Below are 17617 nucleotides of genomic sequence, written 5' to 3'. Positions count from 1 at the left end.
AGGCAAGACAAGGCGAAAACAGGCGAGCAAGCGCAGTCTACTGGCTGTAAATGAGCATTCCGAGCCTGTTTTCAACGCAGTATTGGCGAACGCAGCAGTCTTCACGCAGCTTGCACGGGATTCGCTCATTGGGAGAGGAAGTTCAGGCGAAAGATGCCGATGAAGTTGGGGTTGGCGGGGTCGGGTATCCATCGGGTGTCCTTCCATGTCATCAGTTGCTGCACGCTGGCCGAGCGCATGCCGTTATCGGTGGGGGTGGTGGTGCCGGTGTGATAGGCGATGTTGCGGCCCATCCAGATCATCAAGTGCTGGTCGTCGCCCTGGTCGAAGAACAACAGGTCGCCGGGGCGCGCCTGGCCCAGGTCGCGGCTCACCAGATGGCTGTTGAACTGGATCAGCTTGATCGCATTGACGTAGGGGCCGAGCTTGCCGCCGCCCTGCTGCCACTGCTGAGCCAGGGCGCGCTGGCCTTCGCTCAGTTGCAGCTCCGGGGGCAGGTAGCGATTGGACAAACCATTGGCCCGCAGCCATTTGCTGTCATGGGTCTTGAGCGCTTCATTGGCGGCGAAACGCACCAGCCCCGCGCAGTCCTGCTGGTACCAGCGCGGGCTCGGGCCCTGGCTCAGCTGCTCCTGGGCGATGCGCACGAACCAGGCGCGAAACACCTGGGACTGCTGCACGTCCAACGGCGCGACCGTGGTCGCGCCCACTGCGCTGCTGAGCAACAGGGCCAGCAGGCCAAGGCTGCTCAAGCCGTGGCGCAAGGCTCTCACAGCGCTTGCCATTGCAGCGGCAGCCACTGCCAATGGCCGTTGGGCTCGCTGCCCTCAGGCAGGGTCAGGGCGTACTTGCCATAACCACCGAGGGTGCGCAGCTTCGGCACCAGGTAGGTCTGCGCGGCGTTGTTGAACACCGGCTCCATGTCCTGGGGCAGGCTGTCGAAGGTTTCCTGCTGGATCAGCTGGGCCAGGGACTGCGGTCCCAGGTAGATCGGCATCATGGCGTTCTTCGGCGCCACGTCGGCCAGGGGCGGGAAGCGCTTGTCCAGGGTGCCCAGGGCCTTGCCCACCAGCTTGTCATCCAGGGAGAACACCAGGGTCGAGCCATGGCGGGCCAGGCTGACCTGCATGAAGGCGCGGCCGGTGATGGCCTGCGGGTCCTTGGCCTGCTTGGCCGGATACGGCCCGAAGTTCGAGCTGACCTGGCGCTGCCACTGGTGCACGTTGCCGTCCTGCTGCTCGACCACCGGGAAGATCCGCTGCGCCACCTTGCTCTCGCGGGAGCCCACCATGGAGCCGAACAACTTACCCAGGTCGGCGTCGAGCTTGGCGCTGTCCTTGTCCTTGAGGCTGGCCACCAGCAGCGGCGTGTACAGCCGCGAGTCGGCGTACCAGCAGAGCCCGGCGCTGCCGGACATGTGTTCGGTCAGGGCCTGGGCCACCGACTCCTCGGCGCCGAGCTTGACCAGCAGCGGCTTCTGCTGCTGCGCCGCCAGGGGCAGCGCCACGCAGGCGCTGGCGCCCATGGGCATGGCCTGCCAGATCGGCTTGAAGTCGAAGTCCGGCTGGTCCTCTTGTTCTGCCATGGCCAGGTAGCTGTGCCAGCCCTTGTCGTCCATGTCGAAGCGCAGGCCGGCGAAGTTGGGGATGAAGCGCTGGTAACCCATGGCCAGGACGCTGGAGTTGACCGCCAGGCGCTGCTGCACCTCGGGCTTGCGCGCCTCCAGGCCAAAGGCCTCGGGGAACAGCTTGTCGCCGTTGAGCAGCGCTTCCAGGGCCTTGGTGGAGACCGCTCCGTGCACGTCGCTGACGCCAGAGGCCAGGTCATACAGCTGGGTCGGATTGGACAGCACCACCAGCTTGTCGCCGAAGGAGGCGAAGGCCAGGGACTTGTTGGCGTTGAAATTCAGCTGGTACAGGGTTACCGCATCGCCGCCGACCTTGAGCTCGGCCAGCTTGCTCAACTGGCTGTCATCCAGGGCAGCCTTGGCCAGGGGCTCGAGCAGCTTGGCCAGGCCGCCACGGTCCATCACCAGCAGGAAGTCCTTGAGCCGGCCATCGACGCCGCGCCACAGGGCGATGTCCGCCGGCTGGTCGAGCAGTTGCTCGATCAGGTTGTCCTGCAGCTTCAGGTCATGCTCGTAGATGATCCGCCGCAGGCTGCCGATCAGGCCCAGGCGGTCGGCATGGGTCTGGTAATAGAAGACGAAGTCCTCGGTCAGGGTTTCACGCAGGAACGGCACCGCCAGCAAGTCCTTGGGCAACTGCGCCAGGGAGTGGGTCTCCAGCAAGCCATCGGGGCGGCTCAGGCCCAGCTTGTCGCCGGGCAGCTCGGCCACCGAGGTCTTGGGCTTGCAGCCCACGCCGGTGGCGACGGCCGCCGCCAGGCACAGGCCCATGACCAGGGCCGGCCAGCGCCGCTGGCTGCCGGGTTGTTCGCTACCGGGGACGCCGGCCGCCGGGGATGCTGTGTTTTCGCTCATGATTCACAAAGCCCAATTCATCCGTGGTGCGGGATGTTCAATAGTTGAAAGACTTGACCAGCAACAGGTCGCCGATGGCCCGCATGGGCACGATGAAGGTCTCGCGTTTCTCATCGACGGTGTTTTCGTTAAGGATCAGGTTGATCTGCGAGGTGATCACTTCGTTCTGGTTGCTGCGTTCATCGAAGTTGTAGCCGCCACTGCCGAAGTTGCCCCAGTAGTTGACATAGATCAGGTAGGTACCGCGCAGCGGAGCGGTCATGGTGAACATCTCCGGCCCCGGGCCGTCGACCCCGTCCGGGTCCAGGCCGCCGCCATTGGTCAGGCCCGGATGGCCGAAGAATGCATGCTGGCCGTCGGGCGTGATGATATGCATGTCCAGCTCGGCCTTGGGATCGTCCCAGCCGAGCACCACGCGGATACGTGGCGGGGTCTTGTTCGGGTTGGACTCGTAGAACTGCACGCGCTTGAGTGACTTGCCCTCGGAGCTGCGCACTTCGACGCTGTTGGAGCCGGCACCGAAGGCATAGGGACGACCGAAGCGCCCCTGTTCGTCGGTGTAGAGATTGAGCGGATTACCGTTGACCGACAGGCTGTGGGGCTGGCGCATATGACCAATGGCCTTGAGCTGGCCTTCGATCATGGTGCGGTTGCGCTGGATGCCACGATCGATGGGCGGTGTCGGGTAGGCCACGCGGTCCTGTTCGGTGCGGTCGAGCAAGCCGGAGTAGCGCCAGCCGCCCAGGGGCTCCTGCAATTGGGCCGAAGGTTCGGCCCGTGCACCAGGGGACACCAGCAGGGTCAACAAGAGGAAGGATAGAGCGCGCATGTATTGCGTCCTGCCATGCATGGGAAAACCCTGGCGCCAGATCCTCGGCGCGGCTGCGAAATATTCGGAAGGTCGCCCGACGATAATAGGGCGTTGAAAGGGCGCAGATTATCGATTTGCCGTGTGTTGCACAATTGGGGAAAAGGGATTTTGCGAGGGAGTAGGCATCGGCCTGGAGGCCGCGCCGTTCGTGCCATTACAGTGACATCACCAACCGCAGGCCAGGAGCAATTCCGCAGGTCCTGCGCCACTCCCGCTCATTGCTGTCTATGCTGCCGTTGCGCCACCGCCAGCAAGGTTTAACGCAGATGATCCCCGGCGAATTTTGATGGCACGCGCACTGGCGATCCAGAGCTTCAGCGGGCGCTTCTCATTTGCCCGAAAACCCGCTGTCTGCTAGTGTCGCGCCGGTTTAACGTCACCCGGGATAGCCGCCATGGCCCGCAAAAAAGCTGCCTTAGATTTCGAACAATCCCTCGCCGACCTGCAAACCCTGGTCGAGCGTCTGGAGAACGGCGAGCTGTCGCTGGAAGACTCGTTGACCGCCTTCGAACAGGGTATCGGCCTGACCCGTGATTGCCAGGCGGCCCTGGCCCAGGCCGAACAGAAGGTACAGGTACTGCTGGAGCGCGATGGCGAGCTGGCGGAACAGCCCTTCGATGCGGAACAGCCAGAATGATCGCCACCTACCAGGCCAGCAGCCAGGCCCGCGTCGACGCGGCGCTACAGTCGCTGTTCAACGCCCCCAGTCCCGAGCTGGCCCGCCTCTATGAGGCCATGCGCTATAGCGTGATGAATGGCGGCAAGCGCGTCCGCCCACTACTGGCCTACGCCGCCTGCGAGGCCCTGGGGGGCAAGCCGGAACAAGCCAACGGCGCGGCCTGCGCGGTGGAGCTGATCCACGCCTACTCCCTGGTGCACGACGACCTGCCAGCCATGGACGATGACGATCTGCGTCGCGGCCAGCCCACTACCCACAAGGCGTTCGATGAAGCCTGCGCGATCCTCGCCGGCGACGGCCTGCAGAGCCTGGCCTTCAGTGCCCTGCTGGACCCGCGCCTGAGCGACGCCAACGCCGAGATCCGCCTGCGCATGGTCACGACCCTGGCCCAGGCCGCAGGCCCGGCGGGCATGGTCGGCGGCCAGGCCATCGACCTGGGCTCGGTGGGGCTCAAGCTCGACCAGAAGGCCCTGGAATACATGCACCGGCACAAGACCGGCGCCCTGATCGAGGCCAGCGTCATCCTCGGCGCCCTGGCCAGCGGTCTTGCCGAGAAAGACGAACTCAAGGCCTTGCAAGCCTATGCCCAGGCCATTGGCCTGGCATTCCAGGTCCAGGACGACATTCTCGACGTCGAGAGCGATACCGCGACCCTGGGCAAGCGCCAGGGCGCCGACATTGCCCGGGACAAGCCGACCTACCCGGCATTGCTGGGCCTGGAAGCCGCCAAGGCCTATGCCCTGGAACTGCGCGACCAGGCGCTGCATGCGCTGCGGCCGTTTGACGCAGCAGCCGAACCCTTGCGCGAACTGGCCCGGTATATCGTTGCGCGCCGCAACTGACCGACGGCGATCCACAGGACCGCATATCGGCCAAGTTCGGTGCTCTGCGTGGGCAGCTTGCGATGCATAAGGTAAACTGCCGCCTCTTTCTACACCTATAACGATTCGCCTGATGCCCACGACGTTTCATGAGATTCCCCGCAAACGCCCGAGCACACCGCTGCTCGATCGTGCCCAGACGCCGGACGGCCTGCGCCGGTTAGGCGAAGCCGAGCTGGAAACCCTGGCCGATGAATTGCGCCTGGAACTGCTCTATTCGGTCGGCCAGACCGGTGGGCATTTCGGTGCCGGCCTCGGCGTCATCGAGCTGACCATCGCCCTGCACTACGTCTTCGATACCCCGGACGACCGGCTGGTTTGGGACGTGGGCCACCAGGCGTATCCGCACAAGATCCTCACCGGTCGCCGCGAACAGATGGGCACCTTGCGCCAGAAAGACGGCCTCGCGGCCTTCCCCCGGCGCTCGGAGAGCGAATACGACACCTTCGGCGTCGGTCACTCCAGCACCTCCATCAGCGCCGCCCTGGGCATGGCCATCGCCGCCCGCCTGCAGAACAGCGAGCGCAAGGCCATCGCGGTGATCGGCGACGGCGCCCTGACCGCGGGCATGGCCTTCGAGGCCCTGAACCACGCGCCGGAAGTGGACGCCAACATGCTGGTGATCCTCAACGACAACGACATGTCGATCTCGCGCAATGTCGGCGGCCTGTCCAACTACCTGGCCAAGATCCTCTCCAGCCGTACCTACGCCAGCATGCGCGAAGGCAGCAAGAAAGTGCTGTCGCGCCTGCCCGGCGCCTGGGAAATCGCCCGCCGCACCGAAGAGTACGCCAAGGGCATGCTGGTCCCCGGCACCTTGTTCGAAGAGCTGGGCTGGAACTACATCGGCCCGATCGACGGCCACGACCTGCCGACCCTGATCGCCACCCTGCGCAACATGCGCGACCTCAAGGGCCCGCAGTTCCTGCACGTGGTGACCAAGAAGGGCAAGGGCTTCGCCCCGGCAGAAGTCGACCCCATCGGCTACCACGCCATCACCAAGCTCGAGCCCCTGGACGCTCCGGCCAGTGCGCCGAAGAAAGCCAGCGGACCGAAGTATTCCGGCGTGTTCGGCGAATGGCTGTGCGACATGGCAGCCGCCGATTCGCGCCTGGTGGGCATCACTCCGGCCATGAAGGAAGGCTCGGACCTGGTGACCTTCAGCGAACGCTTCCCGCTGCGCTACTTCGACGTGGCGATCGCCGAGCAGCACGCCGTGACCCTGGCGGCCGGCATGGCCTGCGAAGGCGCCAAGCCGGTGGTGGCGATCTACTCGACCTTCCTGCAGCGCGGCTACGACCAGCTGGTGCATGACGTCGCGGTGCAGAACCTCGACGTCCTGTTCGCCATCGACCGCGCCGGCCTGGTGGGCGAAGACGGCCCGACCCACGCCGGCAGCTTCGATTTGTCCTACCTGCGCTGCATTCCCGGCATGGTGGTGATGACCCCGAGCGACGAGAACGAACTGCGCAAGATGCTCAGCACCGGCCACCTGTACAACGGTCCGGCAGCGGTGCGCTACCCACGCGGCACCGGCCCCAATGCGCCGATCGACAAGGACCTGGAACCGATCGAGATCGGCAAGGGCCTGGTCCGTCGCCAGGGCAAGCAAGTAGCGCTGCTGGTATTCGGCGTGCAAATGGCCGAAGCGTTGAAAGTGGCCGAGAGGCTCGACGCCACGGTGGTCGACATGCGCTTCGTCAAGCCGTTGGACGAAGCCCTGGTGCGCGAGATCGCCGGTAGCCACGAGCTGCTGGTGACCATCGAGGAAAACGCCGTCATGGGCGGCGCCGGCAGTGCGGTCAGCGAGTTCCTGGCCCAGGAAGGCTTGCTCAAGCAGGTCCTGCACCTGGGCCTGCCGGACACCTACGTCGAGCATGCCAAGCCGGCGCAGATGCTCGCCGAGTGCGGCCTCGACGAAGCCGGCATCGAAGCCTCGATCCGCCAGCGCCTGCAAATGCTGGGCCTGGCGTAAGCTGTCGGGCCCCTTGCTGAGCGCCCGCCACGCGGGCGCCAGCTTCTCCCCATCCGCAGCCCAGCACATCCTGCGACCGAACCCGCGCCGCACCTAAGGAGCAGCCATGAAACTCTCCGGCCTCGCCCTGCCCCTGTTCCTGCTGCCCGGCGGCGAACTGCTGGCCGCTACCACCGAGCGCGATCAGGCCCTGAAGCTGCCGGACACCCTGATCAGCGCCAACCGCCAGGTACAGGCGCGCAACGACAGCAGCGCGGCGAACACGGTGTTCACCCGGGAAGATATCGATCGCCTGCAACCCACCAGCCTGACCGACCTGCTGCAACGGGTTCCCGGGGTGCAGGTTGCCCAGAGTGGCGGGCGCGGCGCCCTGCCGAACATTTTCATTCGCGGCACCAACTCGGCCCAAAGCCTGGTCCTGGTGGATGGCCAACGCATCGGTAGCTCCTCCAGCGGTGACAGCAACCTGCAATTCATCAATGTCGAGCAGATCGAACGCGTAGAAGTGCTGCGCGGCTCACGCTCGGCGATCTACGGCAGCGACGCCATTGGCGGGGTGATCCAGATCTTCACCCGGCGCGGTACCCAGCAGGGACTGCAAGGCAGGATGCACCTGGGCTTTGGCAGCAACCAGACCTGGCAACGCAGCCTGGGGCTATCCGGCGGCGACCAGCAGACCCGCTTCAGCCTCGGTGCCAGCCTGGATGAAACCGCCGGGATCGATTCGACCCGGGAGTCCTACCCCAGCGACGACGACCATGACGCCTATCGGAACCAGTCGTTGAGCCTGAGTTTGAGCCATGCCTTCGACGACGATCTGGAAGTGGGGCTGAACCTGCTGGATAACCGTGGTCGCAGCCAGTACGACAGCCCTTTCGGCTATTTCGACATGGCCACTAACAATACCTATCAACAGCAGCCCTATACCGATTTCACGGTCAGCAGCATCAGCAGCTTCATCGACGCCCGTCTCAACGACAGCTGGAAGTCACGCCTGGAACTGGGCCATGCCGAGAATCGTGACGCCAAGCGCGACAAGCTCACCGTGGAACGCAGCACCTTCAATACCTATCGCGACTCGCTGAACTGGCAGAACGACCTGAGTCTGGACGAACGCAACAGCCTGATCCTCGGCGCCGATTGGTATGAGGATCGGCTCAATACCAGCGCGGCCTACGGCGAGGACAGCCGCTGGAATCGTGCAGCGTTCATCCAGCACCGCTTCCGTGGCGACAACTTCTCCACGGAGTTGGGCCTGCGCCACGACCGTAACCAGCAATTCGGCAGCCAGAACACCTGGAGCGGAAGCCTCACCGTGCCGGTGAACCCGGACAACGACCTGCTGTTGTCCTACAGCGAAGGCTTTCGGGCTCCGACCTTCACGGATCTGTATTACCCAAACAGCAGCAACCCACAGCTCAAGCCAGAACACTCCAAGAGCTATGAACTGCAGTGGCGTAGCCAACTGACCCCAGATAGCCGCCTGGAAGCTTCTCTTTATCGCATCGATCTCAAGGACGCGATCATCTACAACACCAGTGCACGGCGACCAGAAAATATCGGTTCGGCACGGATCAATGGCCTGGAAACGGCCCTGAAACAGGAATGGTTCGGCTGGCAGACCAGCGCAGGCGTCGCCATCATCGATCCACGCAATTGCCAGAGCGGAGAACAACTAGCACGCCGGGCCAAGCGCACCCTGAACCTGGATCTGGACCGTCAGTTCGAGCGGCTGGCATTCGGCGCCAGCTGGCAACTGGTGAGCAGCAGCCGTGAAAATCGCTTCGAACAGAAGCAGGCACGGCTTGGCGGCTATGGCTTGTTCGGCCTGCGCAGCAGTTGGGCAGTCAACCAGGAGCTCAAGCTGGACCTGAAGCTCGACAATGTCTTCGACAAGTCCTACTCACGGGCGCTCTACAGCCATCAGGGCAGCAACTATGGCTACCGCGAAGAAGGCCGCACCTGGATGCTCGGCGTGACCTGGACCCCTGAGCTGTAAAGCTTGCTCAGCGCTCGGGCGCAATCAAGCCGCACAGCTTGGCCACTGCGCCGACCATCTGCCCGCTGGGCCGCTCCAGCCCCTTGTCCGTCACCAGCAACAAGCGCCCCTGCTCGACCGCGGCCATCTGCGGCCAGGCCTTCCAGGCATCCAATTGCCCCTGGGCCGTGGCGAGGATCGCCTGCGGGTTGCGCTGCAGCACCGATTCGATGCTGACCTGGGGTGCCGGCAGCAGTTGATCGGCAAACACATTGCGCGCCCCGCAGACCGCCAGGGCGTCGCTGATGATCTGGCCACCACCCACCGTGTACAGCGGACGATCCCAGACCTGGTAGAACACCGGTAGCGGTGACTCGCGGCGATAGCGCTGGCGCAGTTGCGCAAGCTGCTGGTCCAACTGGGCCGCCAATGCCTGTCCGGCTTGCGCTCGCCCCAGGCGCTGGCCGATCTCGGCGACCTGGGCGGTCAGTTGCGCAAGGTCATGGGGTTCGGCAACCAGGGTGGGAATGCCCAGGCGCGCCAATTGCTCCTTCTGGGCCGGGCCGACACTGCCCGGCCAGAGCAGCAGCAAGTCCGGCCGCAGGCTCAGCAAGCGTTCGATGTCCAGCTGGCCGTAGCGCCCTACCGAAGGCAGATCCTTGAGTGGCGCCGGGCGCTCGCCGGCATCCAGCACGCCCACCAGCAGATCGGCGGCGCCCAGTTCGACGACAATTTCCGAGAGCGATGGCGCCAGGCTGACGACCCGCTCGACGGCCAGCGCCTGGCCGCACAGAACCAGCAGCAAGACGGCCAGCCAACGCTGCATCAACCGAGCTGACGCGGGATGCGGTAGAGGTAGAACAACACCGCCGTGGACAAGGCCAGGAGCATCAGCGGCACGGCCTCAAGGCCGACGAATACCGCCAGGGCACCGATCCAGGCCGGCAATGCAGCCACCAGCAAGGCGGTGCGCCGCCGCGCCGCCAGCTCAATCCAGGCCGCTGGTTCTTCCGGGGTATCGAGGGCTTTCTGGGTGGCGATCAAACCGTGCTTGTAGGCGCCGAAAAAGCGCAGGCTGACGAACATCGACGCCACCCCCGCGATGAAGAATGGCATCGCCAGCACCGGCAGGATCGGCTCGCCCTGGCCAAATACAGCGTTGAGCACGAACAGCGGCAGCAGCGCCAACGCCAGGTATTGCCACCAGCTGACGGCCAGGCGGCGTCTCACTTGGCCCCGGGTCACGCGCGGTCGACCTCGCCCTGGTGCTCGTTGCCCATCATATGGTCGAGCTTGCTGGCCTTGGTCGCCAGGTACAGCTTGTTGTGCGGGTTGTGGCCGGTGTGCAGCGGCACGCGCTCGGCGACCTGGATGCCCATCTCGGTCAGGGCCTTGACCTTGCGCGGGTTGTTGGTCATCAGGCGCAGGGCCTTGACGCCCAGATGCTCGAGCATCGGCAGGCACATGGCGTAGTCGCGCTGGTCGGCGGCGAACCCCAGGCGCTCGTTGGCCTCCACGGTATCGGCACCGCCGTCCTGCAGCTCATAGGCGCGGATCTTGTTCAGCAGGCCGATGCCGCGACCTTCCTGGCGCAGGTACAGCAGTACCCCGCGACCTTCACGGGCAATCGCCCGCAAGGCGGCTTCGAGCTGCGAGCCGCAGTCGCAACGCTGGCTGAACAGGGCATCGCCGGTCAGGCATTCGGAGTGCAGGCGACCGAGCACCGGCGCGCCGTCGGCGATATCGCCCAGGCTGAGCACCACGTGCTCGCGACCGGTGGCTTCGTCGAGGAAACCGTGCATGGTGAATTGCGCAAAGGGGGTGGGCAGCTTGGAAGCGGCAACAAAAACAACGGGCACTGTCGTGCTCCTGATCTGTATGGGGACTGGAGATTCGCAGAGGCGGCATTGTAACAGCAGCCTCCACTGGGCGCTTAGGCTGAATTATCGTGGATAAAGATCGATAAGTTTGATCAACGGACCGCCGGCCGCGCGCTTCCATCAAAGGGATAAGGCTGCTTCCAGTGCTGGAAGATGGGCCGCAAGCCGCCACTCTTCACCAACTGCTCCATGCGCTGGTCGTACAGGGCCAGCAGGGCGCGGCCCCGGGGCGTGTCGGCGAACCCCAGGTACAACGGCAGTTCCGCCAGGTGCGAGCACCTGAAGCGGCTCGGATCCTCGGCCTGCCCGAGCACATACTCGACCTCGGTCTGGCCGTCGATGTAGTAGTCGGCACGGCCGTAGAGCAGCATCGGCAGGATGCCGACCCGGCGGCGGATCTCGTTGTAGCGACGGACGTTGGGCAGGTAATCCTCGTACTTGTAGCCGCGCACCCAGACCAGCCGGTAGTTGCCCAGGCTCGCCAGGGTCAGCTCGGGACTGCTGGCCAGGCCCAGGGCATAGACGTGGTCGTTGTCGTAGTTCCAGCGCGGATAGAGCACACCCGGGGACTCGTTGCGATAGGCGCCGGCCTGGGCATCCACCTCGCCACGCTGCACCAGCCCGACCGAACGGGTATAGGGCATGCTGTGGCGTTCCACCGCCACTCCCTGGGGCTCGAACACCTCCCGCAGGATGTCCCAGGACAATCCCTGGCCATCGGCCTCGCTGTACTGGCTCCACTCTTCGCTGGCGATGCGGATGACACCCGGCGCTACGGAAGGCTCGCCGGCCCAGGCATCACAGCTACAGACAACCAGTACGACCAGCAGCGCGCGACAGACACCCATGCCTTGCCCCTCAGCCCAAGCACCACACCAACCCCTGCATCGCCAGCCAGGCGAACACGCCGGCCAGGATATCATCGAGCATGATGCCGACGCCGCCGTGGACATGCCGGTCGACCCAGCGAATCGGCCAGGGCTTGAGGATGTCGAAGAAGCGGAACATCAGGAACCCCGCCAGCAGCCATTGCCAGCCTTCGGGCACCAGCCACAGGGTGATCCACATCCCGACCATCTCGTCCCAGACGATGCCCTCGTGGTCATGCACACGCAGGTCGTCGGCCACCTTGCCGCAGAGCCAGAAGCCGAACAGCATGGTGACACCGAGCATCAGCCAGTAGCCCCAGTCCGGCAGCATCTGCCACAACGGGATAAAGGGTAGCGCAACCAGCGAACCCCAGGTGCCCGGGGCCTTGGGCATGGTGCCCGAACCGAAACCGAAGGCGAGGAAGTGCCAGGGATTGCGCCAGACCGACGGCGGTACGAATTCCGCCGGGACCTGCTTGGGATGATCTGTCACGGTGTCTCCGGAAAGTGTTGGTAGCCCCGGATGCCCGGGGTGATGTCCTGCCCGCCGGCATCCAGCAGCGCCACGCCCTGCCCGGCCAGCACCTGCCCCACCACCTGCAGCGGCCAGCCAGCTGCCTGCAGCGGTGCCAGCTCTGCGGCAGGCAAGGTGAAGGCCAGCACATAGTCGTCGCCGCCACTCAAGGCCGCGGCGCGCGCGCCCTCAAGGCCGAGAAAGTCCACCAGGGGCCTGGACAGGGGCAGCTTCTCCAACTCCACCTGCAACCTCACTGCGGAGGCGGCGGCGATATGCCCACAATCGGCGAGCAGTCCATCGGAGATGTCCAGGGCCGCCGTGGCCTTGCCGCGCAGGGCCTGGCCCAGGGCCAGTTGTGGCTGCGGCGACCAATAATGGGCCAGCAGCGGATCGGCCACCTCGGGCTCGGCACGGCGCTGGCCCAGCACCAGTGGCAAGGCGCCGGCAGCATTGCCCAGCGGGCCGCCGACACACAGCAAGTCGCCAGGCCGGGCACCGCTGCGGGTCAGGGCCTGGCCCGCGGGCACGCGACCGAATACGGTGACGGTCAGGGTCAGTGGGCCGCGGGTGGTGTCGCCACCGATCAGGCGCACGGCGCAATCCTGGGCCATGGCATTCAGGCCACGGGCATAGGCCGCGAGCCAGTCGGCGCTCACCGTCGGCAGGGTCAGGGCAAGGGTGAAGGCCAGCGGCGTGGCGCCCATGGCGGCCAGGTCGCTGACGGCCACCGCCAGGGAGCGCTGGCCAAGAAGAAACGGCTCGCAGGGATCGGCGAAATGCACGCCCGCCACCAGGGTGTCGGTGGAAATCGCCAACTGCTCACCAGGAGCAACCGCCAGCAGGGCACAGTCATCGCCGATCCCCAGGGCAACGCCCTCGCCGCCCTGCGCACAAGGCGCGGCAGCGAAGAAGTTACGGATCAGTTCAAACTCGCCCATGGCAGCTGCAAGCGCGGATCAGCGCTTGAACGCCTTCACTTCTGCTGCGCGCAGGCGTGGGGCCAGCTTGTCGAGGACGCCGTTGACGAACTTGTGGCCATCGGTGGAACCGAAGACCTTGGCCAACTCGATACCCTCGTTGATCACCACGCGGTACGGCACGTCGACACGCTTGAGCAGCTCCCAGGTGGACAGGCGCAGGACCGCCAGCTCCACAGGGTCCAGCTCGTCGATGGCCAGGTCCAGGCAAGGTACGAGGGCGTTGTCGATCTCGTTCTTGCTGGCCGGGACCCCGTGCAGGATCTCCCGGAAGTACGCACCGTCGATGTCGGTGAAATCGTTGTCGACCCGGAACTGCGCTTCGATCTCGTTCAGCGAGTGCTTGGCCATGTGCCATTGGTACAGCGCCTGGGTCGCGAGCTGGCGGGCTTCGCGACGCTTGGCGCTCTTGGATGGCTTGCCGGCGTTGGCAGGCTTGGGATCGCGCGGGTTGAAACGATCGCTATCGTCGCTAATCACTTGGCCTCCAACTGCGCCAGCAGGCTGACCATTTCCAGGGCGGACAAGGCAGCTTCAGCCCCTTTGTTGCCGGCCTTGGTGCCGGAACGCTCGATGGCTTGTTCGATCGAGTCGACAGTCAGTACGCCGAAGGCCACTGGTACGCCGAACTCCATGGACACCTGGGCCAGGCCCTTGGTGCATTCGCCAGCGACGTATTCGAAGTGCGGGGTGCCGCCACGAATGACCGCGCCCAGGGCGATGATCGCCGCGTACTCGCCCTTCTGCGCGACCTTCTGGGTCACCAGGGGAATCTCGAAGGCGCCAGGAGCGCGGATGATGGTGATGTCGCTTTCGCTCACGCCATGGCGGACCAGGGCGTCAACCGCGCCGCTGACCAGGCTTTCGACGACGAAGCTGTTGAAGCGGCCGACCACCAGGGCATAGCGGCCTTTAGGGGCGATGAAGGTACCTTCGATGGTCTTCAGGGTCATTCGACAAATCTCTTAAAGAGCTGGAGCGTGTCTAGTACACGCTCCTGAGTGATGTTTGAACCGCGAATTTCAAGCTGGCAACGACCGGCTTTTATTCGGAGGGCACGTATTCTACAACTTCCAGGTCGAAACCGGATATCGCGTTGAACTTCATCGGCGCACTCATCAGGCGCATCTTGCGCACGCCCAGGTCACGCAGGATCTGCGAACCGGCACCGACGATGCTGTAGGTGGTCGGTTGTTTCTTCACCGGCTGGCGCTCGGCGGTCTCGCGGATATGCGCCAGCAGCTCGTCGCCATCCAGCGGATGGCCCAGCAGCAGCACCACGCCGCTACCGGCCTCGGCCACGGTGGCCATGGCCGCCCGCAGGCTCCAGCGCCCGGGTTGCTTGACCATCAGCAGGTCGCGCAGCGGATCCATGTTGTGCACCCGCACCAGGGTCGGCTGTTCGGCGCAGATCTCGCCCAGGGTCAGGGCCATGTGCACGTCGCCCTCCACGGAATCACGATAGGTCACCAGGTTGAACTGGCCCAGTTCGCTGTCCAGGGGCTGCTCGGCAATCCGCTGAACGGTACGTTCGTGGATCATCCGATAGTGGATCAGGTCGGCGATGGTGCCGATCTTGATGTCGTGCTCGGCGGCGAAGGCTTCCAGTTCGGCGCGACGAGACATGGTGCCGTCGTCGTTCATCACTTCGCAGATCACCCCGCTAGGCTCGAAACCGGCCATGCGCGCCAGGTCGCAAGCCGCTTCGGTGTGGCCGGCGCGGGCCAGGGTACCGCCAGGCTGGGCCATCAGCGGGAAGATGTGGCCCGGGCTGACGATGTCCTCGGCCTTGGCGTCCTTGGCCGCCGCCGCTTGCACGGTGCGCGCGCGGTCGGCAGCGGAGATGCCGGTGGTCACGCCTTCGGTGGCCTCGATGGACACGGTGAACTTGGTGCCGAAGCCGCTACCGTTGCGTGGCGACATCAATGGCAACTTGAGCAGCTCGCAACGCTCGCGGCTCATGGGCATGCAGATCAAGCCACGGGCGTGCTTGGCCATGAAGTTGATGTGTTCGGCCTTGCAGCACTCGGCGGCCATGATCACGTCGCCTTCGTTCTCGCGGTCTTCGTCATCCATGAGGATGACCATCTTGCCTTGGCGGATGTCTTCGACCAGTTCTTCGATGCTGTTGAGCGCCACTCGGCACCCCCCTTCTTTCAAAATTTGAGGTTCAGGATTTGAGATAGCCGTTGGCGGCCAGGAAGCTTTCGGTGATGGTGCTGCCCGTGGCCTCGGCGGCCTTGTCGCCCAGCAGCAGGCGCTCCAGGTAGCGCGCCAGCAGGTCGACCTCGAGGTTGACCTGACGGCCTGGCCGGTAGTCGGCCATGATGGTTTCGGCCAATGTGTGGGGCACGATGGTCAGCTCGAATTCGGCGCCGTTCACCGCGTTGACCGTCAGACTGGTGCCGTCGACGGTGATCGAGCCCTTGTGGGCGATGTACTTGGCCAGCTCCTTGGGCGCACGGATGCGGAACTGGATGGCCCGGGCATTCTCCTCCCGCGCCACCACCTCGCCGACGCCATCCACGTGACCGCTGACCAGGTGGCCACCCAGGCGAGTGGTCGGAGTCAGGGCCTTCTCCAGGTTGACCCGGCTGCCGGCCTTCAACTGGTTGAAGGCGGTGCAGTCCAGGGTCTCGCGGCTGACATCGGCCCAGAAACCGTCGCCAGGCAACTCCACCGCGGTCAGGCAGACGCCGTTCACCGCGATGCTGTCGCCCAGCTTGACGTCGGCCAGGTCAAGCTTGCCGGTTTCTACATAGACCCGCACATCTCCGCCTTTTGGGGTCAATGCGCGAATGCTGCCGATGGATTCGATGATGCCGGTGAACATGGAGTCCTCCTCGAGAACAGGGCCGCCGGGTAGGCGAAAGTCGGGAATTATACGCTCGCTGACGGGGCGGGAATGGCAGTGACTCGCCAGTCATCGCCAACCGCGCGCATTTCAATGATCTTGAGCATAGGAGCCTCGCTCATCTGCTCCAGCGGCCAGTCGAGCAAGGGCCGGGCCGAGGAGCCAAGGAACTTGCCGGCGACGAAGATCTGGTACTCGTCCACCAGCCCCTGGCGGGCAAAGGCCCCGGCCAGGCGCGGCCCGGCTTCCACCAGCACTTCGTTGACACCTCGGGCCGCCAGTTCCTCGAGCAGGCGCCGCAGGTCCACCTGGCCATCGGCGCCGGGCACGATCAGGCATTCGGGGCCGTTGGCATATTGCTCCTCCACCGCGACACAGGTCGCCACCAGGGCCGGACCCGCCTTGAAGAACGGCGCACCCAGCGGCACTCGCAGGCGCCCATCGACCAGCACCCTTAGCGGCGGCCGGCCCATGGCCAGGGCCGTCTGCTCGGCGTCCAGCCCCAACTCGGCAGCACGCACCGTCAGCCGGGCACCATCGGCCAGCACGGTATCGGCGCCAGTCAGCACCACGCTGGACTCGGCCCGCAGGCGCTGCACCGCCGAACGTGCGGCAGGGCCGGTGATCCATTGGCTTTCGCCGCTGGCCATGGCGGTACGCCCGTCGAGGCTCATCGCCAGCTTGACCCGCACATAAGGCAGGCCATGCTCCATGCGCTTGAGGAAACCCTTGTTGATCGCCCGCGCCTCGCCCTCCAGCACTCCGCTATGCACGACGATGCCGGCCTCGGCCAGGCGTCCCATGCCGCGTCCGGCGACTTGCGGATTGGGGTCCTGCATCGCCGCGACCACCCGCGCCACTCCGGCGCCGACCAGGGCATCGGCGCACGGTGGCGTACGCCCGTGATGACTGCAGGGCTCCAGGGTCACGTAGGCGGTGGCGCCACGGGCCTGGTCCCCGGCCGCGCGCAGGGCATGCACTTCGGCATGGGGCTCGCCGGCCCGCACATGCCAGCCTTCGCCCACCACCTGGCCGTCGCGCACGATGACGCAACCGACACGGGGATTGGGATGAGTGGTGTAGTGGCCCTTGCGTGCCAGCTCCAGCGCGCGAGCCATGTAGTGGGCGTCGAGTACCGCCTGCTCCGCGGGCTGGCTCATTGCTTGGCCGGCTCGCGGGCGAGGCGGTCGATCTCTTCGCGGAACTCGTCGAGGTCCTGGAAGCGCCGGTAGACCGAAGCGAAGCGGATATAGGCGACTTCATCGAGCTTTTGCAGCTCGCCCATCACCAGTTCACCCACGACCAGCGACTTCACCTCGCGCTCGCCGGTGGCCCGCAGCTTGTGCTTGATGTGCGCCAGCGCCGCTTCCAGGCGCTCGACGCTCACCGGGCGTTTTTCCAGGGCGCGCTGCATACCCGCGCGCAGTTTGTCTTCGTCGAAGGGCTGGCGGCTGCCATCGGTCTTGATCAGACGCGGCATCACCAGTTCGGCGGTTTCGAAAGTGGTGAAACGTTCACCACAGGCCAGGCATTCACGCCGGCGACGGACCTGTTCGCCCTCGGCGACCAGTCGCGAGTCGATGACCTTGGTGTCGTTGGCACCGCAGAAGGGACAGTGCATGGTGGCAGGCAACAAAAAAAGGGAGGGCCATGG

The 17617-nt window shown here is 65.2% G+C and carries 19 protein-coding genes; 4 read left to right on the top strand and 15 right to left on the bottom strand.

Annotation, left to right across the window (positions count from 1 at the left end; translation table 11 throughout):
• Positions 1 to 125: 125 nt before the first annotated feature.
• The 3 genes from AC3WK8_RS14425 to AC3WK8_RS14415 are packed head-to-tail and all read right to left on the bottom strand — an operon-like array spanning position 126 to position 3311.
• A complete protein-coding gene (locus tag AC3WK8_RS14425) occupies positions 126 to 785 on the bottom strand; it encodes a DUF1175 domain-containing protein (RefSeq protein WP_103325185.1) in 660 nt (219 codons plus the stop codon).
• The gene (locus AC3WK8_RS14420) at positions 770 to 2482 is read right to left on the bottom strand and encodes a DUF2138 domain-containing protein (RefSeq protein ID WP_103325187.1); all 1713 of its coding nucleotides are present in this window, start codon (positions 2480 to 2482) and stop codon (positions 770 to 772) included. Before AC3WK8_RS14420 ends, AC3WK8_RS14425 begins: the two co-directional genes overlap by 16 nt.
• Before the next feature lie 37 nt (positions 2483 to 2519).
• Entirely contained in the window at positions 2520 to 3311 is a 792-nt protein-coding gene (locus tag AC3WK8_RS14415; protein ID WP_085596929.1) for a YfaP family protein, read from the bottom strand.
• A gap of 436 nt (positions 3312 to 3747) precedes the next feature.
• On the opposite strand from AC3WK8_RS14415, the gene AC3WK8_RS14410 reads away from it, so the two are divergent.
• The 4 genes from AC3WK8_RS14410 (at position 3748) to AC3WK8_RS14395 (ending at position 8887) form a co-directional block, all read left to right on the top strand.
• Entirely contained in the window at positions 3748 to 3990 is a 243-nt protein-coding gene (locus AC3WK8_RS14410; RefSeq protein WP_022641260.1) for an exodeoxyribonuclease VII small subunit, read from the top strand.
• On the top strand, positions 3987 to 4874 hold the full coding sequence (locus AC3WK8_RS14405; protein ID WP_022641261.1) for a polyprenyl synthetase family protein: 888 nt from the start codon (positions 3987 to 3989) through the stop codon (positions 4872 to 4874). Before AC3WK8_RS14410 ends, AC3WK8_RS14405 begins: the two co-directional genes overlap by 4 nt.
• 112 nt (positions 4875 to 4986) lie before the next feature.
• Entirely contained in the window at positions 4987 to 6888 is a 1902-nt protein-coding gene (gene dxs / locus AC3WK8_RS14400; protein ID WP_103325189.1) for a 1-deoxy-D-xylulose-5-phosphate synthase, read from the top strand.
• A gap of 106 nt (positions 6889 to 6994) precedes the next feature.
• On the top strand, positions 6995 to 8887 hold the full coding sequence (locus tag AC3WK8_RS14395; protein WP_103325190.1) for a TonB-dependent receptor domain-containing protein: 1893 nt from the start codon (positions 6995 to 6997) through the stop codon (positions 8885 to 8887).
• A gap of 7 nt (positions 8888 to 8894) precedes the next feature.
• On the opposite strand, the gene AC3WK8_RS14390 is transcribed toward AC3WK8_RS14395, so the two are convergent.
• From AC3WK8_RS14390 to nrdR, 12 genes are all read right to left on the bottom strand, one after another.
• Positions 8895 to 9692 (bottom strand): helical backbone metal receptor, encoded by a 798-nt coding sequence (locus AC3WK8_RS14390; RefSeq protein ID WP_103325191.1) that lies wholly within the window; start codon positions 9690 to 9692, stop codon positions 8895 to 8897.
• Positions 9692 to 10111 (bottom strand): MFS transporter, encoded by a 420-nt coding sequence (locus tag AC3WK8_RS14385; RefSeq protein WP_103325193.1) that lies wholly within the window; start codon positions 10109 to 10111, stop codon positions 9692 to 9694. Before AC3WK8_RS14385 ends, AC3WK8_RS14390 begins: the two co-directional genes overlap by 1 nt.
• Positions 10108 to 10725 (bottom strand): GTP cyclohydrolase II, encoded by a 618-nt coding sequence (gene ribA / locus AC3WK8_RS14380; RefSeq protein ID WP_022641266.1) that lies wholly within the window; start codon positions 10723 to 10725, stop codon positions 10108 to 10110. Before ribA ends, AC3WK8_RS14385 begins: the two co-directional genes overlap by 4 nt.
• A gap of 113 nt (positions 10726 to 10838) precedes the next feature.
• A complete protein-coding gene (locus AC3WK8_RS14375) occupies positions 10839 to 11594 on the bottom strand; it encodes a substrate-binding periplasmic protein (protein WP_103325194.1) in 756 nt (251 codons plus the stop codon).
• A gap of 10 nt (positions 11595 to 11604) precedes the next feature.
• Complete coding sequence (locus AC3WK8_RS14370) at positions 11605 to 12108, bottom strand: phosphatidylglycerophosphatase A family protein (protein WP_022641268.1); 504 nt, start codon at positions 12106 to 12108, stop codon at positions 11605 to 11607.
• Positions 12105 to 13070 (bottom strand): thiamine-phosphate kinase, encoded by a 966-nt coding sequence (gene thiL / locus AC3WK8_RS14365; RefSeq protein ID WP_103325196.1) that lies wholly within the window; start codon positions 13068 to 13070, stop codon positions 12105 to 12107. The genes AC3WK8_RS14370 and thiL overlap by 4 nt, the downstream gene beginning before the upstream one ends.
• An 18-nt stretch (positions 13071 to 13088) precedes the next feature.
• On the bottom strand, positions 13089 to 13589 hold the full coding sequence (gene nusB, locus AC3WK8_RS14360; RefSeq protein WP_022641270.1) for a transcription antitermination factor NusB: 501 nt from the start codon (positions 13587 to 13589) through the stop codon (positions 13089 to 13091).
• Positions 13586 to 14062 (bottom strand): 6,7-dimethyl-8-ribityllumazine synthase, encoded by a 477-nt coding sequence (gene ribH, locus AC3WK8_RS14355; RefSeq protein WP_022641271.1) that lies wholly within the window; start codon positions 14060 to 14062, stop codon positions 13586 to 13588. Before ribH ends, nusB begins: the two co-directional genes overlap by 4 nt.
• A 91-nt stretch (positions 14063 to 14153) precedes the next feature.
• Positions 14154 to 15248: a bifunctional 3,4-dihydroxy-2-butanone-4-phosphate synthase/GTP cyclohydrolase II gene (gene ribBA / locus AC3WK8_RS14350; RefSeq protein ID WP_022641272.1), complete on the bottom strand. Its 1095-nt coding sequence runs from the start codon at positions 15246 to 15248 to the stop codon at positions 14154 to 14156.
• Positions 15249 to 15279: 31 nt separating this feature from the next.
• The gene (locus AC3WK8_RS14345; RefSeq protein ID WP_103325198.1) at positions 15280 to 15942 is read right to left on the bottom strand and encodes a riboflavin synthase; all 663 of its coding nucleotides are present in this window, start codon (positions 15940 to 15942) and stop codon (positions 15280 to 15282) included.
• A gap of 47 nt (positions 15943 to 15989) precedes the next feature.
• Positions 15990 to 17123: a bifunctional diaminohydroxyphosphoribosylaminopyrimidine deaminase/5-amino-6-(5-phosphoribosylamino)uracil reductase RibD gene (ribD, locus tag AC3WK8_RS14340; protein ID WP_103325200.1), complete on the bottom strand. Its 1134-nt coding sequence runs from the start codon at positions 17121 to 17123 to the stop codon at positions 15990 to 15992.
• Positions 17120 to 17584 carry a transcriptional regulator NrdR gene (nrdR, locus tag AC3WK8_RS14335; RefSeq protein WP_031320603.1) on the bottom strand — a complete coding sequence of 155 codons (465 nt, stop codon included), beginning with the start codon at positions 17582 to 17584 and terminating at the stop codon, positions 17120 to 17122. The genes ribD and nrdR overlap by 4 nt, the downstream gene beginning before the upstream one ends.
• Positions 17585 to 17617: the final 33 nt, after the last annotated feature.

The organism is Pseudomonas sp. FW507-12TSA (assembly GCF_058781435.1).
This window is presented reverse-complemented; position numbering and strand designations above follow the sequence as displayed.